At 61.6% G+C, this 22,974-nt stretch carries 18 protein-coding genes; 8 read left to right on the forward strand and 10 right to left on the reverse strand.

All coding sequences use genetic code 11. The annotated features are described in order from the left end of the window. Positions 1–170: 170 nt before the first annotated feature. The 7 genes from E3W21_RS29575 to E3W21_RS29610 form a co-directional block, all read right to left on the reverse strand. Positions 171–1,124, reverse strand: coding sequence for a peptidylprolyl isomerase (locus E3W21_RS29575; protein ID WP_134423238.1), 954 nt, complete (start codon positions 1,122–1,124; stop codon positions 171–173). Between the two features lie 15 nt (positions 1,125–1,139). After that, complete coding sequence (locus tag E3W21_RS29580) at positions 1,140–2,690, reverse strand: ABC transporter substrate-binding protein (protein WP_134423240.1); 1,551 nt, start codon at positions 2,688–2,690, stop codon at positions 1,140–1,142. Positions 2,691–2,699: 9 nt separating this feature from the next. Continuing rightward, positions 2,700–3,338, reverse strand: a complete 639-nt coding sequence (locus E3W21_RS29585; protein WP_134423242.1) for an SCO family protein — start codon at positions 3,336–3,338, stop codon at positions 2,700–2,702. Beyond that, positions 3,335–3,991: an SCO family protein gene (locus E3W21_RS29590; protein WP_134423244.1), complete on the reverse strand. Its 657-nt coding sequence runs from the start codon at positions 3,989–3,991 to the stop codon at positions 3,335–3,337. Before E3W21_RS29590 ends, E3W21_RS29585 begins: the two co-directional genes overlap by 4 nt. 12 nt (positions 3,992–4,003) lie before the next feature. Then, positions 4,004–5,956 (reverse strand): YncE family protein, encoded by a 1,953-nt coding sequence (locus E3W21_RS29595; protein WP_134423246.1) that lies wholly within the window; start codon positions 5,954–5,956, stop codon positions 4,004–4,006. Between the two features lie 156 nt (positions 5,957–6,112). Next, entirely contained in the window at positions 6,113–11,929 is a 5,817-nt protein-coding gene (gene mnxG, locus E3W21_RS29605; RefSeq protein ID WP_134423248.1) for a manganese-oxidizing multicopper oxidase MnxG, read from the reverse strand. Between the two features lie 296 nt (positions 11,930–12,225). Next, a complete protein-coding gene (locus E3W21_RS29610; RefSeq protein WP_134423250.1) occupies positions 12,226–12,834 on the reverse strand; it encodes a lytic transglycosylase domain-containing protein in 609 nt (202 codons plus the stop codon). Positions 12,835–13,029: 195 nt separating this feature from the next. On the opposite strand from E3W21_RS29610, the gene gspG reads away from it, so the two are divergent. The 3 genes from gspG to E3W21_RS31330 all read left to right on the forward strand — a co-directional run bounded on the left by gspG (position 13,030) and on the right by E3W21_RS31330 (position 15,401). Further along, a complete protein-coding gene (gene gspG, locus E3W21_RS29615; RefSeq protein WP_129443206.1) occupies positions 13,030–13,464 on the forward strand; it encodes a type II secretion system major pseudopilin GspG in 435 nt (144 codons plus the stop codon). A 12-nt stretch (positions 13,465–13,476) separates the two neighbouring features. Further along, positions 13,477–14,664: a type II secretion system F family protein gene (locus tag E3W21_RS29620; RefSeq protein ID WP_129443204.1), complete on the forward strand. Its 1,188-nt coding sequence runs from the start codon at positions 13,477–13,479 to the stop codon at positions 14,662–14,664. A 146-nt stretch (positions 14,665–14,810) separates the two neighbouring features. Next, positions 14,811–15,401: a hypothetical protein gene (locus E3W21_RS31330; protein WP_256661699.1), complete on the forward strand. Its 591-nt coding sequence runs from the start codon at positions 14,811–14,813 to the stop codon at positions 15,399–15,401. An 88-nt stretch (positions 15,402–15,489) separates the two neighbouring features. On the opposite strand, the gene E3W21_RS29635 is transcribed toward E3W21_RS31330, so the two are convergent. After that, on the reverse strand, positions 15,490–16,071 hold the full coding sequence (locus tag E3W21_RS29635; RefSeq protein ID WP_134423254.1) for an antibiotic biosynthesis monooxygenase: 582 nt from the start codon (positions 16,069–16,071) through the stop codon (positions 15,490–15,492). Between the two features lie 246 nt (positions 16,072–16,317). Here E3W21_RS29635 and E3W21_RS29645 point away from each other — a divergent pair, with 246 nt between their 5' ends. After that, positions 16,318–17,274 (forward strand): alpha/beta hydrolase, encoded by a 957-nt coding sequence (locus tag E3W21_RS29645; RefSeq protein WP_134423256.1) that lies wholly within the window; start codon positions 16,318–16,320, stop codon positions 17,272–17,274. Between the two features lie 3 nt (positions 17,275–17,277). Here E3W21_RS29645 and E3W21_RS29650 read toward each other — a convergent pair whose 3' ends face one another. Together E3W21_RS29650 and E3W21_RS29655 are read right to left on the reverse strand one after the other, a co-directional pair. Next, positions 17,278–19,092, reverse strand: coding sequence for an ABC transporter ATP-binding protein (locus tag E3W21_RS29650; protein ID WP_134423258.1), 1,815 nt, complete (start codon positions 19,090–19,092; stop codon positions 17,278–17,280). Beyond that, a complete protein-coding gene (locus E3W21_RS29655; RefSeq protein WP_134423260.1) occupies positions 19,089–20,108 on the reverse strand; it encodes an AraC family transcriptional regulator in 1,020 nt (339 codons plus the stop codon). Before E3W21_RS29655 ends, E3W21_RS29650 begins: the two co-directional genes overlap by 4 nt. A gap of 165 nt (positions 20,109–20,273) precedes the next feature. On the opposite strand from E3W21_RS29655, the gene E3W21_RS29660 reads away from it, so the two are divergent. From E3W21_RS29660 to E3W21_RS29675, 4 genes are all read left to right on the forward strand, one after another. Continuing rightward, positions 20,274–21,125, forward strand: coding sequence for a 3-hydroxybutyryl-CoA dehydrogenase (locus E3W21_RS29660; protein ID WP_134423262.1), 852 nt, complete (start codon positions 20,274–20,276; stop codon positions 21,123–21,125). Next, on the forward strand, positions 21,112–21,714 hold the full coding sequence (locus E3W21_RS29665; RefSeq protein WP_134423264.1) for a TetR/AcrR family transcriptional regulator: 603 nt from the start codon (positions 21,112–21,114) through the stop codon (positions 21,712–21,714). The genes E3W21_RS29660 and E3W21_RS29665 overlap by 14 nt, the downstream gene beginning before the upstream one ends. A 159-nt stretch (positions 21,715–21,873) precedes the next feature. Further along, positions 21,874–22,287 (forward strand): VOC family protein, encoded by a 414-nt coding sequence (locus E3W21_RS29670; protein WP_134423266.1) that lies wholly within the window; start codon positions 21,874–21,876, stop codon positions 22,285–22,287. A gap of 127 nt (positions 22,288–22,414) precedes the next feature. Next, on the forward strand, positions 22,415–22,843 hold the full coding sequence (locus E3W21_RS29675) for a hypothetical protein (RefSeq protein ID WP_134423268.1): 429 nt from the start codon (positions 22,415–22,417) through the stop codon (positions 22,841–22,843). Positions 22,844–22,974: the final 131 nt, after the last annotated feature.

Consider the following 22,974-nt stretch of genomic DNA (forward strand, 5'->3'; position numbering starts at 1 on the left):
TTCACTGAGGCTAACGCACACTTCATGCCAGGCTGAGCGCCGGTTTTTTTACCGTTGCACGTCGTTGATTTTCATGAAAAAACCATTTCGTCCAGGAACCCTGTCCCCCAAAGGCGGGGGAAGCGCTCGGAGGTGTCTTGAAGCTTTTCCCCATTATTGGGGGGGAACCTTCAATCATCGTCAATCCGTTCAATTCGATTGCTCGATCGCAGCTGCGCCAGAACCTGTAGACGAGCATGAGCCTGTTGCTGTCGGGCAAGGTAAGCCCGGACCATTTCAAGCCCTTGCACCTCTGAGACATCGGTCGCCTCCAAGTGGTTCTGCAAGTAGATCAAATGCCAGCCCAGCGGTGTACGCACCGGTGTACTGACAGCCCCCGGTGCCAGGGCAAAAGCCGCTGCTTCGAATTCAGGCATCATCCGTCCACGAGGGAAATAGCCCAGATCACCGCCCTCGCTCGCAGAAGCATCTTCGGAACCGGCCCGGGCCACGCTGGCAAAATCCTCACCCGCACTGATTTTCACCCGCATCTCCTCTAAGCGTAGCCGGGCAGCTTCAACTGCGGCGGCATCCGCGCCTTGAGGCACTTTGATCAGGATGTGCCGTGCCTGGATTTGCTCCGGCCGGCTCATCTCGACGCGATGCTCTTCATAGAACGCACGGACCTGTTTTTCGTCAGGCCCGGCGACCTGGGTGAGGTCGGCAAACACTTGCTGGGCCGCGAGCTCACGGCGGGTGTACTCGGTGTAACCGACTTCGTCAAAACCGGCGACTTCCAGGCGCCGGGCGAACACGTCGGCACCACCCATGGCCTGCCGGGTCTGATCGACCTGGCGTTGCACCACCGCGTCACTGACCACCACCCCGCGCTTGACGGCTTCTTGCCACAGCAATTCTTTGTCAATCAAGGCTGTCAGTGCCGCCTGACGTAATTGCTTGTAGGCCTTTGGGTTGCGGATGCTGCCCACCGCCCGGCCCTGATCCTCCAGGTATTCGGCGAAATAACGCTCCAGGCGAAACGCGGAAATTACCTCGCCATTGACCCGCGCGGCGGCCGGGCCATTGCTGCAGAACGCCACGGGAACCCACAGCGTGAGCAGGAGCAACAGAGTCTTGAGCGGCATGATCGAGACCTCCAGTCAGGGTGTAGCGGCAATGGGTTTATAGGGCGCGACCAGATAAAAGCGCTGGCCGGGCAAGTCCACGGTGACGATATGCGCGCCACGCAAACCGAGCCGGCGGCCGGGACCGAAGCTGATCAGCGGGGTCAGCCCGGTATCGAAGTCATGCAGGCCTTCCAGCGCACTGATGAGTTTCTCGCGGCTGGCGTCGCGCCCGGCCTGTTTCATGCCTTCGCTGAACAGCAACATCGAACTGAACGCGCCGACTTGCAGCATCGCGTGCTGACCGCCGAGCCCCTGGCGTTCGCGCAGTTGGGTCAGGGCCAGGCGTCCGGCCAGCGTCCAGTCACTGGGCACAAACGGATAAGCCAGAAACACCCGCCGGGAAAAATTCCTGGGCACCTGCAACAGATCACCCGCCACCTGGTTCGACGCAGCGAACAGATAAGGCACCTGCCCCGCCGCCTGCAAGCGCTCGGCGAGGCGACTGAAACCGCCGCCGCTGCCCAGGTAAAACACCGAACGCGAGCCCAGTGGCAGTTCGTCTTGCGCCGAGTCGTAGGCTTTCAGACTGACCTTTTGCCAGTCGTGATCCTGCAAGTACTGGCCGAGGCTCTGCGCCGCCAACCGTTGACTGGGCTCGTCCGGGTAAGTGATCAGCGTCGGTCCCTGGATTACCCGCAAATTGTCGGTGGCGTAATCGGCCAGGGCGATCAGTTGCTCGCGCAACCCCGGCAGCGGTTCGAAAATCTGCCGACTGGCCTGCGCCGTGCCCAGCAATGACAGCGGTCCGATCAGCGGAATGCCGGCCCGTTCCAGGCGCGCGGCCAGGTCCGAGTCCAGTGCCGGCGCCAGCGGCGCGATCAGGGCGAACACCTGTTCCTGCTCGATCAATTGATCCAGCGCCTGCTCGGCACTGGCGCTGTCCGGGCCCGGATCGACGATGGTCAGGCGCAACTGCCGGCCATGAATCCCGCCCGCTTCGTTGATTCGCGCCACGCTGCCCCGGAGCACCGCCGCCACCGTGGCGCCCTCCTCGCTCAACGGCCCCTGGCTTGGCAACAAGGTGCCCAGGTGCAGACTGTCGGGGGTCAGGCCGGGGTCGCGGTCCTCGGCCACGCGTTTGAGGTAGGCCGTGAGGTTGCGCTGATCATTCATCGACAGGACGAAGCGCGGCATCGCCGGGTCGAGCCGATTGTTGCCCGGATCACGCCCTTCCTGGATGGCCCGCGCCAACGTGCCTTCGGTATACGCCGGGTAATTACGGCCATTGATTTGCTGCTGGCCGTAAGTGCTGGTGAGCCGCGACCAGCTGAGATCCGGCGGTCGCACCCCGCCTTCGGGCCGCCCGAGGCCATCGGCGCCGTGGCAGTTGGCGCACGGCAGGCTGGTGGCGGGCAACAGTATGTCCGCCGCCCCGACCCGCGCCATGATCGGCTCGCCACTCGCGGACACACCCTCGCGATACAGCCGTTTGCCGGCGCTTTCGTTAGGGCTCAGCGGCAACGCATCAGCGGCGAAATGCAGGCCGCCAAGCAGTAGCAAGCCGAGAGCGAGTGAAGTTCTCATGGCGCGGGCTCAACGACCGGCCACGGGCATTGTCAGCAACTGCAAGCGCTGGGCAATGGCGGCGGCCGGGGCATCGGGACGGATTTTGCTCCAGCGTTTGTTGGCCACGTCACCCACGATCAGTTGTGTTGAATGCTGTTCGGGGGTCGGCACGATCTGGCCGATGCGCCCCAATACAAGGTCCATCTGTGCCTTGTCGCCGGTAAGAAAAAGCCAGTGGGGGCCATCGACGCCCTCCTTCAAGGTGTAAGCCTTGAGTACCGCTGGCGTGTCACGCAGCGGATCACTGGTAAGGGAGATAAAAGTGATGCCGCCCGCCTTGTCGCCCAGCAACTCACGCACTTCCTTGAGCTTGCGGGTGATCAGCGGACAGGCATCGTTGCAACGGGTGAAAATCACATTGAGCAGCACCACGCGGTTCTGCGGCGCGTCGCTGTAGAACCGCAGGATCTCGCCGTTCTGGTCCTGCAACGGCGTGTCGGTGAACCAGGTTTTCGCATCGCGCGTGCCAGTGCCCGTAACCAAGCCGGGCGGTGCGGCAACGACGGCCACCGCCGGTGCCGGCTCTTCGTGCCCTTCGTGGGCGAACGCCAGCGAACTGAACAGGCAAAAGCAAACCATCAGGGTGATCCAGTCGAGGGCTCTCATGGCTGCTGCTCCATCGCGATGGCCGTGTGCTTGGCGTGGACGTTGCGCTGACCGCTGAGTTTCTCCACTTCACGGGCCAACACCGTCGGGTCGGTGAAGCCGTAATAGCGGGTCCAGTGGCGGCTGTTGCCGTCACCCACCAGAATCAGTGGCTGATGGTTTTTGAAGTCCCCGCTGAAGGTGCCCAGTCCCTTGAGGGTTTCGTTGATCGACTGCGAGCTGCCGGTCAGCCAGCTCCAGCCCGGGCCGTGCTGGAAGTGGCGGGCGTAGTCGCTCAGGCGTTTGGTGTCATCGCGCTGCGGGTCGATGCTGATCGACACCATTTGCACCTCGCCGCCGACCCGGGCACCCAGCTGTTTTTGCACCTTGCCCATGATCGACGACACCACTGGGCAAATCGTGGTGCAACTGGTGTAGATGAAGCTCATGACCACAATCTTGTTGGTCACCAGGTCTTTTTCCAGGCGCACCGCTTTGCCGTTCTGGTCCACCAGCGCCACGTCGGCGAACTTGACCTGGGCGCTTTCCGAACGGGCGCTTTTGGCCGGCATTTCGTGACCGGCGTGTTCATCCGCCGAGTGGGCCAGGGCCTGGCCGATACCGGCGGCCAGCAGACAGAACGTCAGCAGTCCACGGTGTGCGAATCGGTTCATGTCGAAACTCCTTTAGTGGGCATCGCCGGGCAGGACCCGAACGCTGGCAAAAGTCTTGTCATCGAAACTCGCGCCCAGCGAGGCCGCGCGTACGTGCAGGTACCAGGCGCCGTTCTGGTCGAGGGTCACCGGGGCTTCATAAACGCCATCGCCCACTTCCAGCGCGGCGACTTGCTGGACCCGGGACGTCGGGGCCCGGAAGTAGCGCACCTGAACGTCCTTGACCCCGCTGCGCTGTGCCTTCTGCTTGCCCTGAACGATGCGAAAACGCACCACGTAAGGACTGCCGAGGGCGGCCGTGGACGTGTCGAGCATGAATTCCACCTTCGGCACCCCCGGGTGCCGGGTGAGGTTTTTATCCGGCTCAACCAAAGCCGTGAAGCAATGGATGATGTTCGGCTGGTTCAGCAGGAAGGCCACGTCGAAACGTCCGGCGGCGGGCAGTTTGATCCGGGCGCTGTACAGCCCCGGCTCGACTTCGCGCAGGCTGCGGTCGATGACCATCGCCGCCCGCGCCACTTGCCCACGATTGGGGTAGCCGGACATCGGCGCGTTCATGCCTTCGGCGTAGAAGTAGGTGGTGTTGTCCACCGGGTTGACCACAAACACCGCGTTGTCGTCCCGCGACACCGCCAGGCTCGACGCCAGCGGCAGGTCACCGGCCAGCCGTGGCGCCTGAGGCCCCGCTTCGAAGCCCTGGCTGATCGGCGTGCGGCCTTCACCCAAGGACGACAGATTGATCATCGTGACCTTGGCCGAGGCCAGTCCGCGAATGTAGGCGTAGGCCTTGGTGAACACCACTTGATAGGGCTCGGCGGATACGTCCAGTTCATGGATCAACGAGTCGGTGGCCGCATCGATAACCGAGGCCTGATTCTCCAGGGTGTTGAGCACGATGCCGAAACGACCGTCAGCGCTAAAACCCATCGGGCCCAGGCCCTGTTTCATCTTGATCACCCGCCGGACTGCGAGGCTGGTCGTGTCGACCACGGTCACCGTGCCGTCCTTGCCATCGGCGACATACACCGCCTGGGACAGCGGCGAGTACGCCACGGACAACGGGTGCGAGCCGGTCTTGAGTTGCTTGCTGATGGTCAGGCTGGCGATGTCGATGAGGCTCACCGTCCCGTCATCGCGGTTGGTGACGAAAGCAAAACGACTGTCCTTGCTGAAAGCGATTTCGTGATGCCCGGCACCGGTGGCCAGGTGTTTGAGCGTCTTGAGGCTGCGCGTGCCGATCACTGTCACCCCGGACGCCTCGGGCGATTTCGCGTTGTTGCCGACCCACAGCAGACGCTCATCCGGTTGCAATGCCAGTCGTACCGGGTTGCTGCCGGCAGCCACCGAGTCGATCAACTTGAATTGCTCGCTGTCGATCACCGCAATCTCATCGGCGGTCGGCATCGAGACGAACACCCGCTTGTTGTCACGGGGCGTGACCCAATCCATCGGCGGTTGCTTGATGTCGATCCGCACCATCGTGCTGGTGATGCCGCCCACCGACACCGACGGATCGACCACCGAAATGCTGGCATCGCGGTTCATCACCAGCAGGAAGTAGCTGTTCAGATCGAGCAACGGTCGCGCGCCGATGCTCGATTTCAGAAACACCCCGACCCGGGATTTGCAGCTGTGTTCGCGGCCCTGGGCCTGGTCGGCGGCGACGGTTTCCGGATCGAGCCAGGCACCGGGGGCGACACCCGACAGTGGCTGACCCGAAGCGCTGTCGGTGACCCGAAAGCGCACGTCGGCGAACTCGCCCTCGCGCAGCACGCCATCCTGCGCCAGCGGCCGCACCTCGAGCGCCACCGACACCCCGTCACGCTCAAGCGTGTTTTTGCTCCAGGTCTTCGGCAGTGCCACGTCGTTGAGCATAATCGGCTGCGACGCGCGCCATACCCCCAGCCCGATCAGCGCCAACCCTACAACCAGCGCCCAAGTGGCCACTATGATGGTCCTGTTCATATCGTTTCTCCCCTTTCTAATCTGAGCCTGCCGTAACGCGCCCCTGTGGGAGCGAGCTTGCTCGCGATAGCGGTCTGACAGTCGACATCAATGTTGAATGTGCTGGCCTCATCGCGAGCGAGCTCGCTCCCATAGGTATTGCGTTATTTCCCTGCCCTACGGAACCGGAGCCGGTTCAGGTTCGTTGGTCACCCGCAGCAATCCCCAAAGCCCGGCGGTGTTGCCGTAAGCGCCGTAGTCACGGAACAGGTAGTCGCCCGGTATCGCATTGCTGCCCCCGGCGCTCGGGTGCATGAAGCTGAAGTGCGCCGCCGGCAAGATGCTTTCGTGGGCGCCGATGTACATCGACATCGGGTTGAAACCGAACCGCACCGAACCCACCCCAGGTGAACTCATTGGATAGCCACCGGTATCGCTCTTCTCCGACTGGAACGGGTTGACCGACCAGACGTGACCGTCCAGCTGGAAGGTCGAGCCACGGCTGCCACCCGTCGGCATCAGGATGTGGGTGCGGAACGGTTGCCCCGGTTTCACATACAGCACCGGCGTTTGCGGATCGCCCCCCACCAGCGCATTGCTGAAGGCCATGTGCGCATTAGGCACGTCGCCGTAACCTGAGCCGCCTGCGTGCCCGAACGGCGCATCCGGTGGCAGACCGAAGCGGAACCACATCGGCTCGGTCTTGTAGTTGATGGCCATGCTCGAGTTGTCTTGCGGATCGGTCGGTACACCGGCCTCCGAGGCAATACCTTCCACCGGACGACCATTGGCCCAGCGCATGTTCAACGCCTTCTGCCAGACCATCGCAAAATCGCGGTAGGTGGTTTGCCCCGGTGCGGTGACCGTCGCCGATACTTTGCGTGCATCGTCAATCCAGGTGGCGCCGATCGGCAGGATGCTCATCGCACCGCCAAGGCCTTTTTGCGGCTGCTTGATGACGTCCGCCGGGGTGAAATTCAGCCCGCCGAATTCCACCGCCGTGGCGTTGATGTTGTCGACACTGCGGCCCAGTTGCGTGACCGGTTTGCCTTCACGCTCCAGGTGCCCGGCGTAGTACTGATAGGTCCGCGTCGGGTACGCCCCAACATTGCCAACACGCGGCGGCACGGTCTGGGTCGGGTTGGTGCCGACGTTTGTCCCGTCGGATTTGGTGATGTCGTACGCCAGCAGTTGTGCGCGCAGGCCCACCGTGCTGGACGGCCGCATCAGGTTATTGCTGAAGGTGGTCGAGCCCTCGCCATCGTTGCGGTCACGCTTGACCATGCCCATTACCGAAGCCGTCTGAGTCAGATCCGGCATCACCATGGGCAGACGGTTTTCCAGCGTGATGTTGATGCAGTCACCGGCCGCCACACGCAGCACCAGCGGTTCGACAGGCACACCGGGTTTGAGCTTGCCGGTGATCGGATCGAGGTCGCCCTTGCGCACATAAAGGATCGCCGTCGGGTCATGCAATGGCCCGCTTTGCCCGCCGATGGTGAAGGTCCCCTCCACAGGGTCGGTCACCGTGACCTGAGGAATGCTCACTGCCCGCGAGTTGTACACCAGGGTGCCGCCCGCCGGCTTCAACGCCCCGCCGACGTGTTGCCCGATACCGGCCGGATCGGCCATCGACAGGTTCAGCGGATTGCCCAGGATGTCGTTGGCCAGCGCCGCGACCACTTCATAGTTGCGTTGTGGCGTCGGCCGGGTGCCGATGCCGTTAGGGTTGGCGCCGTACCGTGGGCAGATGCCATCGAATGCCACGGTGTTGCGCATACCGGCCGGTTTCGCGTTGTTCGGCAGCGCGAACAGGTCGCTGCGCTGGGCCGTGTAGTTGCGCATCACGCCCCAGATCCCGCTCCAGTAACCTTCCAGGGAGGCGTCCATCGAGTACAGGTAATCCCCGGTGGTCGCGGCCGCGCTGGAGATCATCGACACCGGCGCATTGAAGCCCATCTGCTCGGAGATCCCGAGCATCTGCGACGAGCGCCAGCCGGAGTTGGAGCTGTTGCCATAACCGGAACCGCTTTGCAGCCACTTCACGCCGTGCAGGGTCACGTTGTGCTCTTCTTCGTGACCACCGGCATGCACCCGCAACCGGACGTTGTCCCCGGTGTAGGTGCGCAGCATCGGAGTGAACGGGTCACCCGGTTCGGCGCCGCCACGGTTGATGTGTGGCGGGAACAGCGTGGTTCCGCCGGTTGGGCCGGTGGCTGCAGTCACCAGGTTCGGCGCCAGGTTCATCGCCGGGATGGCGCGGTCGGTACGGCTTTGCATGGCGTACGCCAGGTCGCCGCCGAGGCCGTCGGCCTGCATACCACGCTTGCCGTCCGGGCCGACCTTGTTCGGGTCGTACACCCGCAGGGCCAGCGGTTCGTTGCGGTAATTGACCACGAACATGCCAGGGTCATCGACCGAGATAGCTTGTGGGCATGGCCGGCTTGGGCAACCGGGCATCAGTCCACCGCGGGCTTCGACCACCTGTTCAAGCAGGGTCTCGGCTTCTTTTCGCACCGGTGGGTTGATCGCGTAGCGGAAGCTGTCAGCCGTGGCCGGGAAGGCTTGCGGATTAGGCACGCCGTTAGGACCGGCGCCCACGTACACACCGGCTTCATAGGCGTGCTGGAAGTCGCTGTATTCGAGGAAGAACTCACGGAAGCTGTCGTTCTTGCCGTCGCCGTCCAGGTCACCGGTGGACACCACCGCTTGCCACGAAGTGGGTCCGCCGTCCTGCCGCGCGCCGCTGTACAACGGCTCGCCGGTTTCGGCGTGGAACCAGGTCGAACCGGCCGGTTCTGCCAACACGGTGGCGTACAGACCGATCTGTTGGTGAGTCGATGGGCCAAGGTGGTCGTGGGTGAAAATGGTTCCCAGGCCACGGTCGACGCCTTTGGCGTTCACCACCGGATCGACAAACCAGCGCTGCATCACCGTGCGCGCGCCGACCCAGTCGGCCCGGCCGTATTGGCCGAAGAACGGGTGAGCCTTCGCTTTCGGGCAGGTCGGCGTGCCGTCACGAGGATCGGTGCCTTGGCACTGGTTGAACTCGCGAATGGCGTGGATGCGTTCTTGCACTGCACCGGGGGAAAGTACGCCGTCTTCGTAGTTCCAGCCGTTGGCCGAACCGTCAGCAGCCGTCAGGTCCCATTTCGGCAGGTGAATGTGCTGGCCGATCACGTCGGTTGGCGTGCGCACCTGATAGTCGTCAATTTCATAGGTGGCCGGCACCAGGTTGGTTTGCTGGTACTGCACGCAGTCGAAGGTGTTCATGCGCATCACCAGAGGCTCTGGCGGCCGCTGCTTGTTGATCACCGGCCAGGCGTCTTCCCACAGCGCGAGAATGCGCGCTTGCGGGAAGTGGTAACCGACTTTGTTGTAGACCGCATCGAACTGAATGTTCGCGGCTTTATAGACCCGTGGACGGTCGGCGGTGAACGTCGAGGAACCGCTGAAGGACATGCCATCAACCCGCTCACCGCTGTTGAACTCGCCGGTGCTGGCGCTACTGGTCAGGCGTTTTTGCCGGTCATCCATGCACGGTTCGTAATACGGTGCGCCCGCGATCGGCAAGGCGCCGTTGGTGCGGAAGCTGCGCGCCACGATTTGATTACCGGGCAGCACAGCGAAGCTTGGGTGGTCTTTTCTGGCGTGGAACGCCATGGCCGCCTGTTCGATTTCGGTGCCTTCTTCCGGCATGTAAATGGGCTTGGCGCGTGTCACTTCCTTGGAGAAATCCAGAGACGTGGTAATGGTGTGTGCCCGGCCACCGGAGGAGAAACCGTCCAGAGAATGGCGCCCCAGGCCGCCGTCCCAGCCACCGGACTGAGCCGGGTCGAGATTGGCCCACAAGGCGTTGCCGCTGGTTTTCAAGGCCTGCGCCTTGGCAGCGTCGAGCATGTCCAGCGGTGGGGTCGGTGGGCGTTGGCCGACCGAGCTTTCCATGCCGCCGATCCAGAACGGATACCCAGGGTTTTTCAGGCTGCCGTCGGCATTGCGGTTGGCTTCACTGCGATCCACCAGGGCCAGGGAACCGATGGCGTGAGCGCCGCCGTTACCGCCATGATGCTCGCCGTCATCATCACCTTCGCCGTCATCGCCACCGGCCACTAGGGTTTCGCCGATTTTCGGCACGACCGCGACTTTGCCCGGCATCGGTGCCATGGCTTTGCCTGGCAGCGGTACGACCGCTGGAATCGGCGTACCGGCAACGATCTCACCGTCGGGCAAGGCCCGGGCGCCAGCGGCCGGTTTACCGCTGCGCAGTGCATAAGGTTCGCTGTGATAACCGTCGGCGCCCTGCTGGGACACCTCGAGTTTGATGCCCTCTTCGAATACGTCATGCACCCGCCACATGCTCCACATGCCTTGGGCAAAGTGCGGGTAGAAGTGGCAGTGATAGATCGCATCGCCCGCGACCCGGTTGCGGTTGCCCGAGCCCCCGTTGGCGATTTCGTAGGTGTAACCGGCGCCCGGACCGATGCCTTGGGCGTCCACATAGTCGGAGTTGTCGTCGTTGGGGTTGAACAACCACTGATGCCCGTGCAGGTGGAAGATGTGCTGTTCGTGGCCGTTGTGGGTGTTGCGGAATTTGATGAAGTCGCCGATGTAGCTGTGGTTGACGTTGGACGGCTCGGACGGGTACAGCGCCATGGTCGCCTTGACCCCGATCTGATCGGCGCTCGGCGTTTCACCGGGACGAATATTTTCCAGGCCGGCGTTGGCCGGCACGTCCACCAGCATGGCCACATCGCCGACGGTGTGGGAGCTGAGGAAGAATTCTTCATAGGCGCAGGACAGGCAATCGTGCATCGGCCCGACGCCCAAACGGTTGGCGACCACTTCGGCGCCCATGCCTCCGGAGCCATAGTTGATCATGAACGAGTCGCGAGTCGGCTCCAGCACGTGGGCCATCACCGGGTCCGCCCAGTAAGCGGGGAACGCCTGGGTCGCGGCAGTTTCATCCTGGAACTGCGAGGCGAAATCGCGGAACGGTTCCAGACGATTCGGGATCGCCGGGTTGCGTTTTCCAATGGCTTCCAGCGGATAGGTCGACGGCGGGAAGCTGCCGTCGGCGTTGCTGCCCATCACGATCGCGTCGCTTTCGCTGGAAATGATTTCATTGCCGTCGACCATGTTGATGATCGGCGTGCCGGCCTTGCCTTCACGGATCCACGGCTCGCGTTGTGGATAGCGCGCCTGGTAATCAACGATGGGTTGTCCGGTCGGGGTGCGGCCGACGCTGGCCAGGCGCATCTCTTCTTCGGTCACGGTGTTGCGATAGGTGCGACCGCCCTTGGGCACCACTACCACTTGGCCGAACAGTCCGTTGGCCACGTTGCCCGCATCCCCTTCACCCCCGAAGGTCGCGCCGCGGCTGCTGGCGGCAAACGCCCCTTCGCGCTCGGCGTACAGAGTGTAGGAACGGGTAGCGCCGGGGGCAATCAAGGTATTGGCGTTGCGCCCGGTATAGGACGCAATGTCGTCGATGCTGTTGACCGCTTGCATGCCATTGACCTGGAAGCCGACGTGGCGGTCGGCGACCTGTTCATCGACCTTGAATTGGTCTACGTTGCCGATGGCGACTTCGCCCTCAATCTCACCCTCATCCCCGTTTTCATGGCTGCCGGGGTTGGCCTGGTAGGCGAGCAAGTTCTGCAAGTTGATGGTCAGGCAGTCACCGGCAGCGACGCGCAGTACCAGTGGACGCGGACGCTTGTCGGGCCGCAGCGAGACTTTGCCCGGCACTGCCGCCCCGCCCTGGGCCAGGGACATCTCGCGGTCATCGACCACATCGCGGCGCAGGGCGAACATCATGCCGTTGACGTTCTGCGCGCCGAGGCGGTTGAACATCAGCGGCTGATCCAAGGCCACGACGTTGGCCACCAGATTACGCTCGCAGCGCACGGCCGCTTCGACCAGCTCGATGCCCAGCATCGATGCCACCAACAGCAGCAGATTTAACAAGGACGGAGCGTAGGGTATGCCGGTCATGATCACGGGCCTCGCTGTGGTACTCATTAGGAATAAATCTCGACAAATCCCCTTGAGCAATCCGCATGCCATAAATAATTTAGTTATTTTTCAAACGGTTACATAAACGACTTAACAACTCGGGGGATATTCCCCATCTATTCCCCCCACTTTTCGGGCTGAAGAAACTCCCCCCAAAACGCAAATTTCGTAACAACCGTCGAAGTCGGCGTTCGGCTCTGTAGCAGCTGTCGAGCTTGCGAGGCTGCGTTCGGCGGTACGGATCGGGTTGCCCCACATATGGGGGAAACCCCCAATCAGAGCGGCGCATCCGCGGCCAGGCCCTGCAAGCGTCGGTATTGGCGCAAGACACTGGGCACGTAACGCTGGGTTTCGGCGAACGGCGGGATCACCCCGCCACGGCTGAGCACCGCTTGCGGCCCGGCGTTGTAGGCCGCCACGGCGAGGCTAATGTCGTTATCGAACAGGGTCATCAGGTGCTTCAGGTACTTGGCGCCACCCTGGATGTTGGCTTTCGGGTCGTAGACATTCTTCACCCCCAACTCCCGGGCGGTGTCAGGCATCAATTGCATCAACCCTCCAGCCCCCTTGGGTGACCGGGCACCGGAGTCGTAGGCGGACTCGGCCTGAATCACGGCATGCAACAGCGCCGCCGGTAACTGATTGGCCGTGGCAGCCGCCGAAACCAGTTCGGCATAGGGCTGCCGGGCAATCATCTGGGGTTGCTGATCCATGCTGACCCGGGTGGATTCTGGCTCGTGAATCACCCGTTCATAGGTGCGGCCGGGATGGTGGACATTGGACAGAACGTAGCTGCCCTTGGCGTCCACGGAAACGAACACATCGGCCTGTACGACGCCGGTCAGAACCAGCAGACCGAGCAGTCCTGTGGTGAGTGTTTTCATTTTTCTGCCTCCCCTGCCCGGCCCCGAAAAATGGGGCTAATGCCCCAATGGCCGGTAGTAAACCAGCCATATGCAAGCACTGCGCCGGATGCGCAAAGGCCCGTAATTCAGGGGTTGCAGAAGGATCTCCGGGCATGTGCATGGCAATTGCATAAGCCTTCATAGCGACCCTTCTGCCGACTGTGTGAGGTCATCATGAATCAGCGTTTGCGTTCCGCCCCGCGTGCTCAAAGCGGGTTCACCCTGCTCGAACTGTTGGTGGTGTTGGTGGTGCTGGGGCTGTTGGCTGGCATCGTCGCGCCGAAATATTTCGCCCAACTGGGCCGCTCCGAAGTGAAGGTTGCCAAGGCGCAAATAGAAGGCCTGGGCAAGGCACTGGACCTGTACCGTCTGGAGGTCGGTCATTACCCGTCGACCGAACAGGGTTTGCAGGCGCTGGTCACCGCGCCCAGCGATGAAACCAAATGGACCGGCCCTTACTTGCAGAAAAAACTCCCGCAGGATCCGTGGGGCCGTAACTACAGCTATCGCTGCCCCGGCGAAAACGGCGAATACGACTTGCTGTCCATGGGCAAGGACGGACAACCCGGCGGCGAAGGCGAAAACGCCGAAGTCACCAGCTGGCAATGACGGGAGGCGATCATGCGTTTTCATCTCAAAGCCGTTGGCAAGGCCGGCGTCGTCTCGATGACCGTCGAGGCGCTCGGCCACAGCGAAGCCCGGTGCATCGTCGAAGACCAGGGCTATCGGGTGATCAGCCTGTACGCCGAGCGTCACTGGCGTGCGCTGCGGGTTCGACAGCGCGAGACCTTCAACCTGGTGCTGTTCAGCCAGGAACTGACGACGCTGCTCAATGCGGGCCTGCCGTTGATCGATGCGCTGGAAAGCCTGGCGGAAAAAGAGAACGCGCCCCAGGCCCGCAAGACCTTGAGCGAACTGGTGCGCCTGCTTTATGAAGGCAAATCGTTCTCCCAGGCACTGGCCCAATTGTCGGCGGTTTTCCCTCCGCTCTACGTAGCGTTGGTGCAGTCCAGCGAGAAGACCGGCGCCGTGGGCGATGCCTTGGGCCGCTATGTCAGCTATCGCCAGCGCATGGACGAGGTTCGGCAAAAAATCGTCAGCGCTTCGATCTACCCCCTGCTGTTGCTGGTGGTGGGGGGTGGCGTGGTGTTGTTTCTGATGGGCTACGTGGTGCCGCGCTTCAGCCTGGTGTTCGAAGGGCTGGGCTCGAACCTGCCGTGGCTGTCGCAGATCCTGATGAGCAGCGGGATGTTCCTGCACACCCATCAGGGCGAATTCTTCGGCGCATTGCTGGCGATCATCGTCGCCCTCACTTTCCTCCAGCGCCAACCGGCCTTTCGTCGAGGCCTGGACCGTGTGATTGAAAAACTCCCGGCGGTCCATCAACGCATTTTCATGTACGAACTGGCGCGCTTCTACCGCTCGCTGGGGATTCTGCTGCAAGGCGGGATTCCCCTCGTCACCGCCATGGGCATGGTTCGCGGCCTGCTCACCGTCGCCTCCCGCGCGCGTCTGGACCAGGCCTGCGAACGGGTGCGCGAGGGTCAGTCGCTATCGACCGCGCTGGAACTCAATCACCTCGTGACACCGGTGTCCCTGCGCTTACTGCGTGCTGGCGAGCAGTCCGGCAACCTCGGGCAAATGATGGAGCGCAGCGCCGACTTCTACGACGAAGAAATCAGCCGCTGGATCGAATGGTTCGTGCGGTTGTTCGAACCCTTGCTCATGACCTTCATCGGCCTGCTGATCGGGGTGATCGTGATCCTGATGTACATCCCGATTTTCGAGCTGGCCTCGAGTATTCACTGACCCCTGGAACAGGGTCGAGCTGGACGTTTCAGAACTCATCGACGTGACAACTGAATAAAACCGTACGGTGAGGTGTTTACCCACTGAATCAGGCAGCAAGTTGCATTCATCAACGTTCCAAGCTGAATAAGAAGACGGAGAACGATATGCACATGAAAAAGCTTTTGCTCGCAGTGGCTATTGGCGCAGTTCTGTCGGCATCCACCGTTCTGATACCGGATAGCCTGTCCGGTATGTCGAGTGCTCAAGCCAAAGACGGAGGCAGTGGCGGTAGTGGAGGCGGCGGTGGCGGTGGCGGTGGCGGCAATGGTGGTGGTGGCGGCGGTAATGGTGGCGGCGGTGGAAGTGGTGGCGGCGGCAATGGTGGCGGCGGTGGAAGTGGTGGCGGCGGCAATGGTGGCGGTGGCGGCGGTAATGGTGGCGGCGGTGGCGGCGGCAATGGCGGTGGTCACGGCGGAAGCGGAAGTGGCGGCAACAGTGGCAGCGGTCACAGTGGCAGCGACCATGGCTCGGGTCATTCCGGCGATTCAGCCTCATCGTCCTCCGGGCGTAGCGGCACTCATGCCGAAGCGGGGGATGATCATGGCGTGCATCGCTCCGGTGAAATCGGCGATGACCACGGCGTGCATCGCTCCGGTGAAATTGGCGATGACCACGGTGTGCATGTCGGCGGTGAACCGGGTGACGACCATGGTGTGCATGTTGGTGGCGAGCCTGGCGATGACAAAAAGTCCTGACAACCGCTGATGCCCAAACAACACAAATCACTGTAGGAGCCGAGCTTGCTCCGGCTCCTACAATGGATCGTGTTAACCGCCGATAACGTCAGCGACTCGCAACGGAGCGGGACAGCCAGGGCGCGAACAATCGCGTCGCCATCGGCATGAACAGGTACACCACCGACAGCACGATGGTCAGGGTGATCAGGAAGGTGGCAACGATGTAATTGGAGAGGAAAGCGTTGAGCTGCAGCAACGGCCCCCAGATCAGCGGCACCAGCAAAGTGTGCGGCAGAATCACCAACAACGTCACCACGGCCTGCTTCCAGCGCGGCGGTGGCGATCCCGCTTCGGCCTGCGGGGCGAACCAGAATTCATTAACCGGACTGACCTCAGTCTGATCACCGTCCGCCAGCATTGGCGTGGCTTCGTTGACCAGTGCTTGCCGTTGCGGCGAATCGAGCCAGCGCTGCATCGCCTCGGTGGAGCAAAAACGCAGCACGCAGGTGAACATATCCAGGCCGCCGCTCTTGCCGCGAATCACGTCCACGCCCAAATGCCCTTCGCTCTGCCCCGCCACACCCACGATGTGTCGAAGCCAGGCTTCGTAAGGCACTTCAAAACCGGCCTTGACCCGGTGTTTGACGATCAGGGTCACGACTTCCTCGAAACGATTGGATTCGGGCATCACGCAAGGCTCCGGTGAAACGGACATTGAGCGCCGGCCGTTTCGGACCGGCGATGAAGAGGCTGCTGAACAGAATCTCCTACAGGTTAGATCGGTGGGTCGAGCTGATCCAGTTGCCCTTATGGGGGCGGCGGCGCGTTGCAGCAATTTGCATCAAATGCGCCCGTACGACTGTCGAAAAACTCACTGCACCCGGAGCGCTTCTGTTAAAAAGCGAGCTTCATGTCTGAGCTGATGGACCCACCCATGCCCTCTTCCCTTCTCACGCGTCCGCGCCGACGCTGGCTGCCGCTGCTGTGCATGGCCATACTAATCGTCGGCTTGCCGGTGAGCTGCGGTGTGCTCAAGTACACAGAGCGCGAGTTGCTGTTTCGTATCGAGCCGGGCAACGCTGGCTGGTATCGCGGTCTGCCGCAGGACGTTCAGGAATTCGACATCAAACCCGCCAACTTCAAGGCCGGGCAAAGCCTGCATGCCTGGTGGTGGCCGGCCGCGCGTCGCGATGCGCCCTCGATCCTCTACCTGCATGGCGTGCGCTGGAACCTGACGGGCCAGGCGTTCCGCATCGAGCAATTGCGCGCCATGGGCTATTCGGTGCTGGCCATCGACTACCGCGGGTTTGGCCAGAGCAAGGGGGATCTGCCGTCCGAAGCCAGTGTTTACGAAGACGCCCGAGCCGCCTGGGAGCGCTTCACCAAGATGCAACCGGACGCCAACAAGCGCCTGATCTACGGCCACTCCCTCGGTGGCGCAGTGGCTATCGACCTGGCGGCAGACCTGGCCGCACAGGCGAAAAAGGACCATGGCGTGGTGCCGGTGCGCGGTCTGGTGATCGAATCCACTTTCACCTCGCTGGGCGATGCCGTGGCGCAAGTGGCCGACAGCAACCTGCCAGTGAAATGGTTGCCGGTGCGCTGGCTGCTGTCGCAGAAATTCGACTCCATCGACAAGATCGTCGACATCAACATGCCGTTGCTGGTGGTCCATGGCCTGGCCGACCCGTTCATGCCCTCGCGATTCAGCCAGCAGTTGTTCAATGCCGCCAACGAACCCAAGCGCCTGTTATTGGTGCCCGGTGGTACACACAACAACAGCATGAGCCTGGGTGGTAGCCAGTATCGCCAGGCACTCGAAGGCTTGATGAAGGCAAAACCACCGCAGATGGCCGGGCCGACGGTAACTCGGGTTTCTCGGGAGTCTTGAGCGCTATCGGTAGCCACGGGCCTGCAAATCAAACAACTGCGCATAGCGCCCGCCCGCGGCCACCAGACTGTCGTGATCGCCCCGCTCAAGGATCGCTCCATGGTCCAGCACGATGATGTGGTCCGCATTGCGCACGCTGGAAAACCGGTGAGAAATCAGCAACGTCATCCGGCCTTCGGTGTGTTCACTGAAATGCTCGAACACCGCCGCTTCCGCCGCCGGGTCGAGTGCAGAAGTTGGCTCATCCAGAATCAGAATATCGGCGTTGCGCCGCATGTAGGCGCGCGACAACGCGATCTTCTGCCATTGCCCGCCGGACAGCTCCTGCCCCCCGGCGAACCACCGCCCCAATTGCGTGGCATACCCTCGATCCAGCCCCTCGATGAAGGGCGCGGCCATGCCCTCGGCTGCGGCCTCCTGCCAGCGCTGTTCATCGTTGAACGCCAGCGTGTCACCCACACCGATGTTCTCGCCGACGGAGAATTGGTAGCGGATGTAGTCCTGAAAAATCACCCCGATGCGCCGCCGCAGCGCGTCTTCTTCCCACGCTTGCAGATCGCTGCCGTCCAGCAGGATGCGGCCCTGATCAGGACGGTACAGCCGAGTCAGCAATTTGATCAGCGTGGTCTTGCCCGAACCGTTCTCCCCCACCAGCGCCACACTGTGCCCGGGCACAAGGTGAAGATCGATGCCTTCCAACGCAGCGCGACTGGCTCCCGGATAACGGAAGCCGACGTTTTCGAAACGCAGGCCATCGCCGGGCACGGCGCCCACGGTGAGGTTGCCGTTATCCGCCACAACAGGCTCGGCCAGGTATTCATAAAGACTGGAGAGGTAAAGGCCATCCTCGTAGAGACCGCTGATGGCACTCAAGCTGCTGCTTACTGCCGTCTGCCCCTGCTTGAACAACACCAGGTACATGGTCATCTGACCGAGGCTGATGTTGCCATGGACGGTATCGACCACGACCCAGGCATAGGCCAGATAAAACGCGCCGGTGCCCAGTAGACCGAGGACAAATCCCCAGCTATCTCGACGTAGCGTCAGGCGCCGGTCTTCGGCATAGAGCCGCGCGAACGTCTCGCGATAACGTTTCAATAGCAGCGGCGCGAAGCCGAACAGTTTGACCTCTTTGATGTAGCCCTCGTGGGAGAGCAGCGTCTCGATGTAGCTTTGTTGCCGACTTTCTGGCGCACGGCGAGTGAAAAGTCTGAAAGCATCACCGGAAAAATGCGCTTCGGCAAAGAACACCGGCAACGCGCCGATCACCAGCAACACCAGCGCCCAAGGCGAAAAATGCACCAGCAACACGCCGAAGCTGATCAACACGATCAGATTCTGAATCAGCCCCAACGACTTCATCACCAGCGCCAATGGCCGGGTCGAGGCTTCGCGGCGCACCCGAACCAGTTTGTCGTAGAACTCGGAATTCTCGAACTGCACCAGCGATAACGTCTGGGCCTTCTCCAGAATCATCGTGTTGACCTTTTGCCCCAACTGCACTCGCAACAGCGATTGCTGGACCGACAGCGCACGCTGAGTCCCGGACAGCAACGCAAGCACGCCCGCTTCAAACAGCACATAACGCACGACCGGCCACAACGGCGCACTGCCCTGTTGCGCGTGCAACTGCATGGCGGTGACGACCGCATCGACGATACGTTGGCCTAACCACGCGGCTAGTGCAGGAAGTACGCCGGCGATCAGCGTAGCCAGTACCAATCCCAGAAACAGTCCGCGAGACGTTGCCCAGACCAGCAGCAAGGCGCGTCTCGCCTGGTCGAGTAATGATGTGAAACGATCAAGAACAGGGTTCACTCCGTGAGCTCCCCCTGATACCTCGCCCGATACCGTCCCGGACTTTCTCCCGTCCACTTCTTGAACGCCCGATGGAACGCACTCGGTTCCTGAAAGCCAAGCTGCTCGGCAATGTCACTGATGCTCGCTCGGCTCTGGCGCAGCTGTTCGAAGGCAACGCCACGCCGCACCTCGTCCTTGATCTCCTGATACGAACACCCTTCCCGTTCGAGCTTACGGCGGAAGGTGCTGGGGCTCAGGTGCTGTTCCAGGGCGAAGGCCTGCAAGGTCGGCCATTGGCTGTAATGGCTGTTACGCAGGCGCTGGTGGACCTGCGACGCCAGGCCGTGCTGATTGCGAAAACGGATCACCAGCCATTGCGGCGCGGTGCGCAAAAACACTTTCAGAGATGCCAGATCCTGAACCACCGGCAGACGCAGGTAGTGGCTGGCGAACTCGATTTCGGTGCGTTCCGCGCCAAAGGTCAGGTTCGGTCCCCAGAGTAAACGGTCATCGCTGAGCGACACACGCTGATGGCGAAAGTCTGCGCGGTCGATGGGGATGCGCCGGCCACCCAGCCAGCAGAGCAGACTGATCATCAACACCAGAAACGTCTCCTCGCCCAAACGACTGACGTCGCTGTTTGGCGAGTGGTTCTGCAGGCTGATCACCGCACGTTTTCCGCGCACCGTCAGCGTGCCGCGAAAGTCGTGGAGGAATAGCGCGAAATTGGCCAGGCACTGGCGCATGGCTTTGTGCAGGTCTGGTTCCTGAATCAATGCCCGGCAGATCAGGGCGAAACCGCCCGGCGGCATGCCATGGGAGTCGAGCCCGAAGAACTCATCGTTGAGCTCGCGGATCTGAATCAACCACAACGCGGCAAACGCACTCGCCGGTACACGCGCGGTGGGCTGCTCCATCAACGCCGGATCAATGCCGGCCTGTTCAAGCGCAGCCCTCTGACGTTGCGGATTGTCTCCCAGCCCATGGATCATTGCCTGCACGAAGTAGGCGGAAACCGAGTCCTTTTCCCGCATGTGAACGCTTCTCTCCCCATCACCCGAATGGCAAAAAACACCAGTGCCGTTGAACAGTTTCGGCATAGGACAACCGCCCTGCCGGCTCTAGACTCGCGGCCAATAGTACGCCTTCGGCCACTACGGCGGCCAAGGTATCGCGGGATTTGATCGGAAGGACAGAACATGAATCTGCAAAACATTGGCGTGATCGGCGCGGGCACCATGGGCAATGGCATTGCGCAAGTCTGCGCCTTGGCCGGTTTTAACGTGACCTTGCTCGACATCTCCGAGAGCGCCCTGCAAAAGGCCGTCGCAACCGTCAGTAAAAACCTCGATCGACAGATCACCAAGGAAACGCTGACACAAGAGCAAAAGCTCGCCGCCCTGGACAAGATCCGTACCAGCACCGATTACAGCAGCCTGCTGAACGTGCAACTGGTGATCGAAGCCGCGACCGAAAACCTCGAGCTGAAACTGCGCGTGCTGCAACAGATCGCCGCGCAGGTCAGCAACGATTGCGTGATTGCCTCCAACACGTCTTCGCTGTCCATTACCCAGCTCGCTGCCAGTGTCAGCCAACCTGAGCGCTTCATCGGCCTGCACTTCTTCAACCCGGTGCCGGTGATGGGCCTGATCGAGGTGATTCGCGGTTTGCAAACCAGCGACGCCACCCACGCCCTGGCGCTGGACATGGCGACCACTCTCGGCAAAACCGCGATCACCGCGGGCAACCGTCCGGGTTTCGTGGTCAACCGGATTCTGGTGCCAATGATCAACGAAGCGATCCTGGTGTTTCAGGAAGGCCTGGCCAGCGCCGAAGATATCGACGCCGGCATGCGCCTGGGCTGCAATCAGCCAATCGGGCCGTTGGCGTTGGCGGACCTGATCGGCCTGGACACCGTGCTGGCGATCCTCGAAGCCTTCTACGAGGGCTTCAACGATAGCAAGTACCGCCCTGCTCCACTGCTCAAGGAAATGGTCGCCGCCGGTTACCTGGGGCGCAAAACGGGGCGTGGCTTCCATGCCTATGCCTGAGCGTTGCTCGCGCTTTGCCGAGTACCGGGACAAGGTGCTGGAGCTGTTCGCCTGCAAAGGTTTCGGACAGGTCGGCATGCGTGAGCTCGCGACCTGCCTGGGGCTCGCTCCCGGCTCGTTGTATCACCATTACCCCAGCAAACAGCACTTGCTGCTCGACCTGATCGAAGAGTTCTACGAAGAGTTGCTGGCAACCTTGGGGCGGATCGAGCAAAAGGCGCCGGCAAAACGTGACAAACTCCATGCCCTGATCCGAGCGCATTTGAACCTGCATCAGGAGATGCCCTGGCATTTTCGTCTGGCAGAGCGTGACAGCGGCTGCCTGAATGAAGAGCAACAGGAACGGGTTCGGCAGCTGCGCGAGCAATACGAGCGCAAATTGCTCATGATGCTTGGGGCCCGATCGCGGCTCAGTGAGCAAGGCCTGTTGGCCACCGGACATGCAATCGCCAACTTACTCAACAGCGCGCCCAATTGGCTGGCGCAGCATACGCTGAGTGAAGCGGAGCGAGATGATCTGCTGGAAAACCTGGTCAGCGGTGCCATCGAGCGTTTGCTGCGCCCCTCGGCTCCACGCGCAGCAGCTTGAGGATCCAGGAAGCCATAAGCCACGTCGCTTCAATAGAAAAAACGTCTAAACGATTCCAGCCAATCCCGCCATCTAACGCTTTGCTAATGGGAGCCCTATCACTGCGGAACCTGAGGTGAATTTAACCTCCCTCCGCTTCTTCGTTACCGGGAGCAAAGCATGAAAATCAATCCCTACCTGATCTTCAACGGCGACTGCAAAGCCGCCTTCACCTTCTATGCCCAAAGCCTGCCAGGCCAGATCGAAGTCATGATGACCTTCGGCGAAAGCCCCGCGCGCGAGCACTTTCCGGCGGACTACCACAACCTGATCATCCACACCCGCCTGCTGGTGGGCGATCAGGCAATCATGGGCTCGGACACAACACCTGATCGCCCCGCTGACGAAATGAGCGGCTGTTCGGTTTCACTGAATGTCGACAGCATTGCGGAGGCTAAACGGGTGTTTTCTGCGTTGTCGGACGGCGGCAAGGTTGAAATGCCACTGGAAACCACGTTCTGGGCGGCTCGCTTCGGCATGTTGGTTGATCGGTTTGGTGTGTCGTGGATGGTGAATTGCGAAAAGGATCAATGAAACTCAACTTTCTCAAGGCATGAAAAAGCCCAACCTGAAAAGGTTGGGCTTCTGGCAACTGCCGGACCGTCTGCTACCGTCAACACGCTACCTCGTACAGCAGCGGATTGTTCGGAGGAACCTTACTATGCCTGCGAATGACGTGCCTTGGTCCACTCGTTTCAAACTGTCACTGCTGGCTGGAGGGCTCACCGCCACTCTACTCGCGCTGAGTGGGTGCGCCACCGTCGATGCCCAGACCACCGCCTATGTGGGCGTGGAGCATCCCGCGCCGACGCTCGCCAGCGAAGTCGTGGTGCTGCGCACAGAGCCCCTGCGCCCTCACGTCCGATTGGGTGAGGCGCTCATCGATGCGAGCGTCGAGCCTGCTCCTCCCATCACTCAGGTAGAAGAAAAACTACACGAAGAGTCCGCCAAGCTCGGCGGCGATGCCGTGGTGGTGGTCTACGACCATATCCAACCGGTGGGCGCCTATGTCAACGGTCCGCTTTGGGCTCGCGACGTAAAAACCATCGAAGGTCGGAAACTCAAAGGGATTGTGATCAAGTACCGGTAATGTCCGTTCGCACTTTCCTGCGGACAAAACAAAACCCCTACCTGCATACGCAGATAGGGGTTTCGGAATTTAATCTTGACGATGACCTACTCTCACATGGGGAAACCCCACACTACCATCGGCGATGCATC

The sequence above is a fragment of the Pseudomonas sp. F01002 genome (genome assembly GCF_004402115.1).
GTDB classification, from domain to species: Bacteria; Pseudomonadota; Gammaproteobacteria; order Pseudomonadales; family Pseudomonadaceae; genus Aquipseudomonas; species Aquipseudomonas frigoris.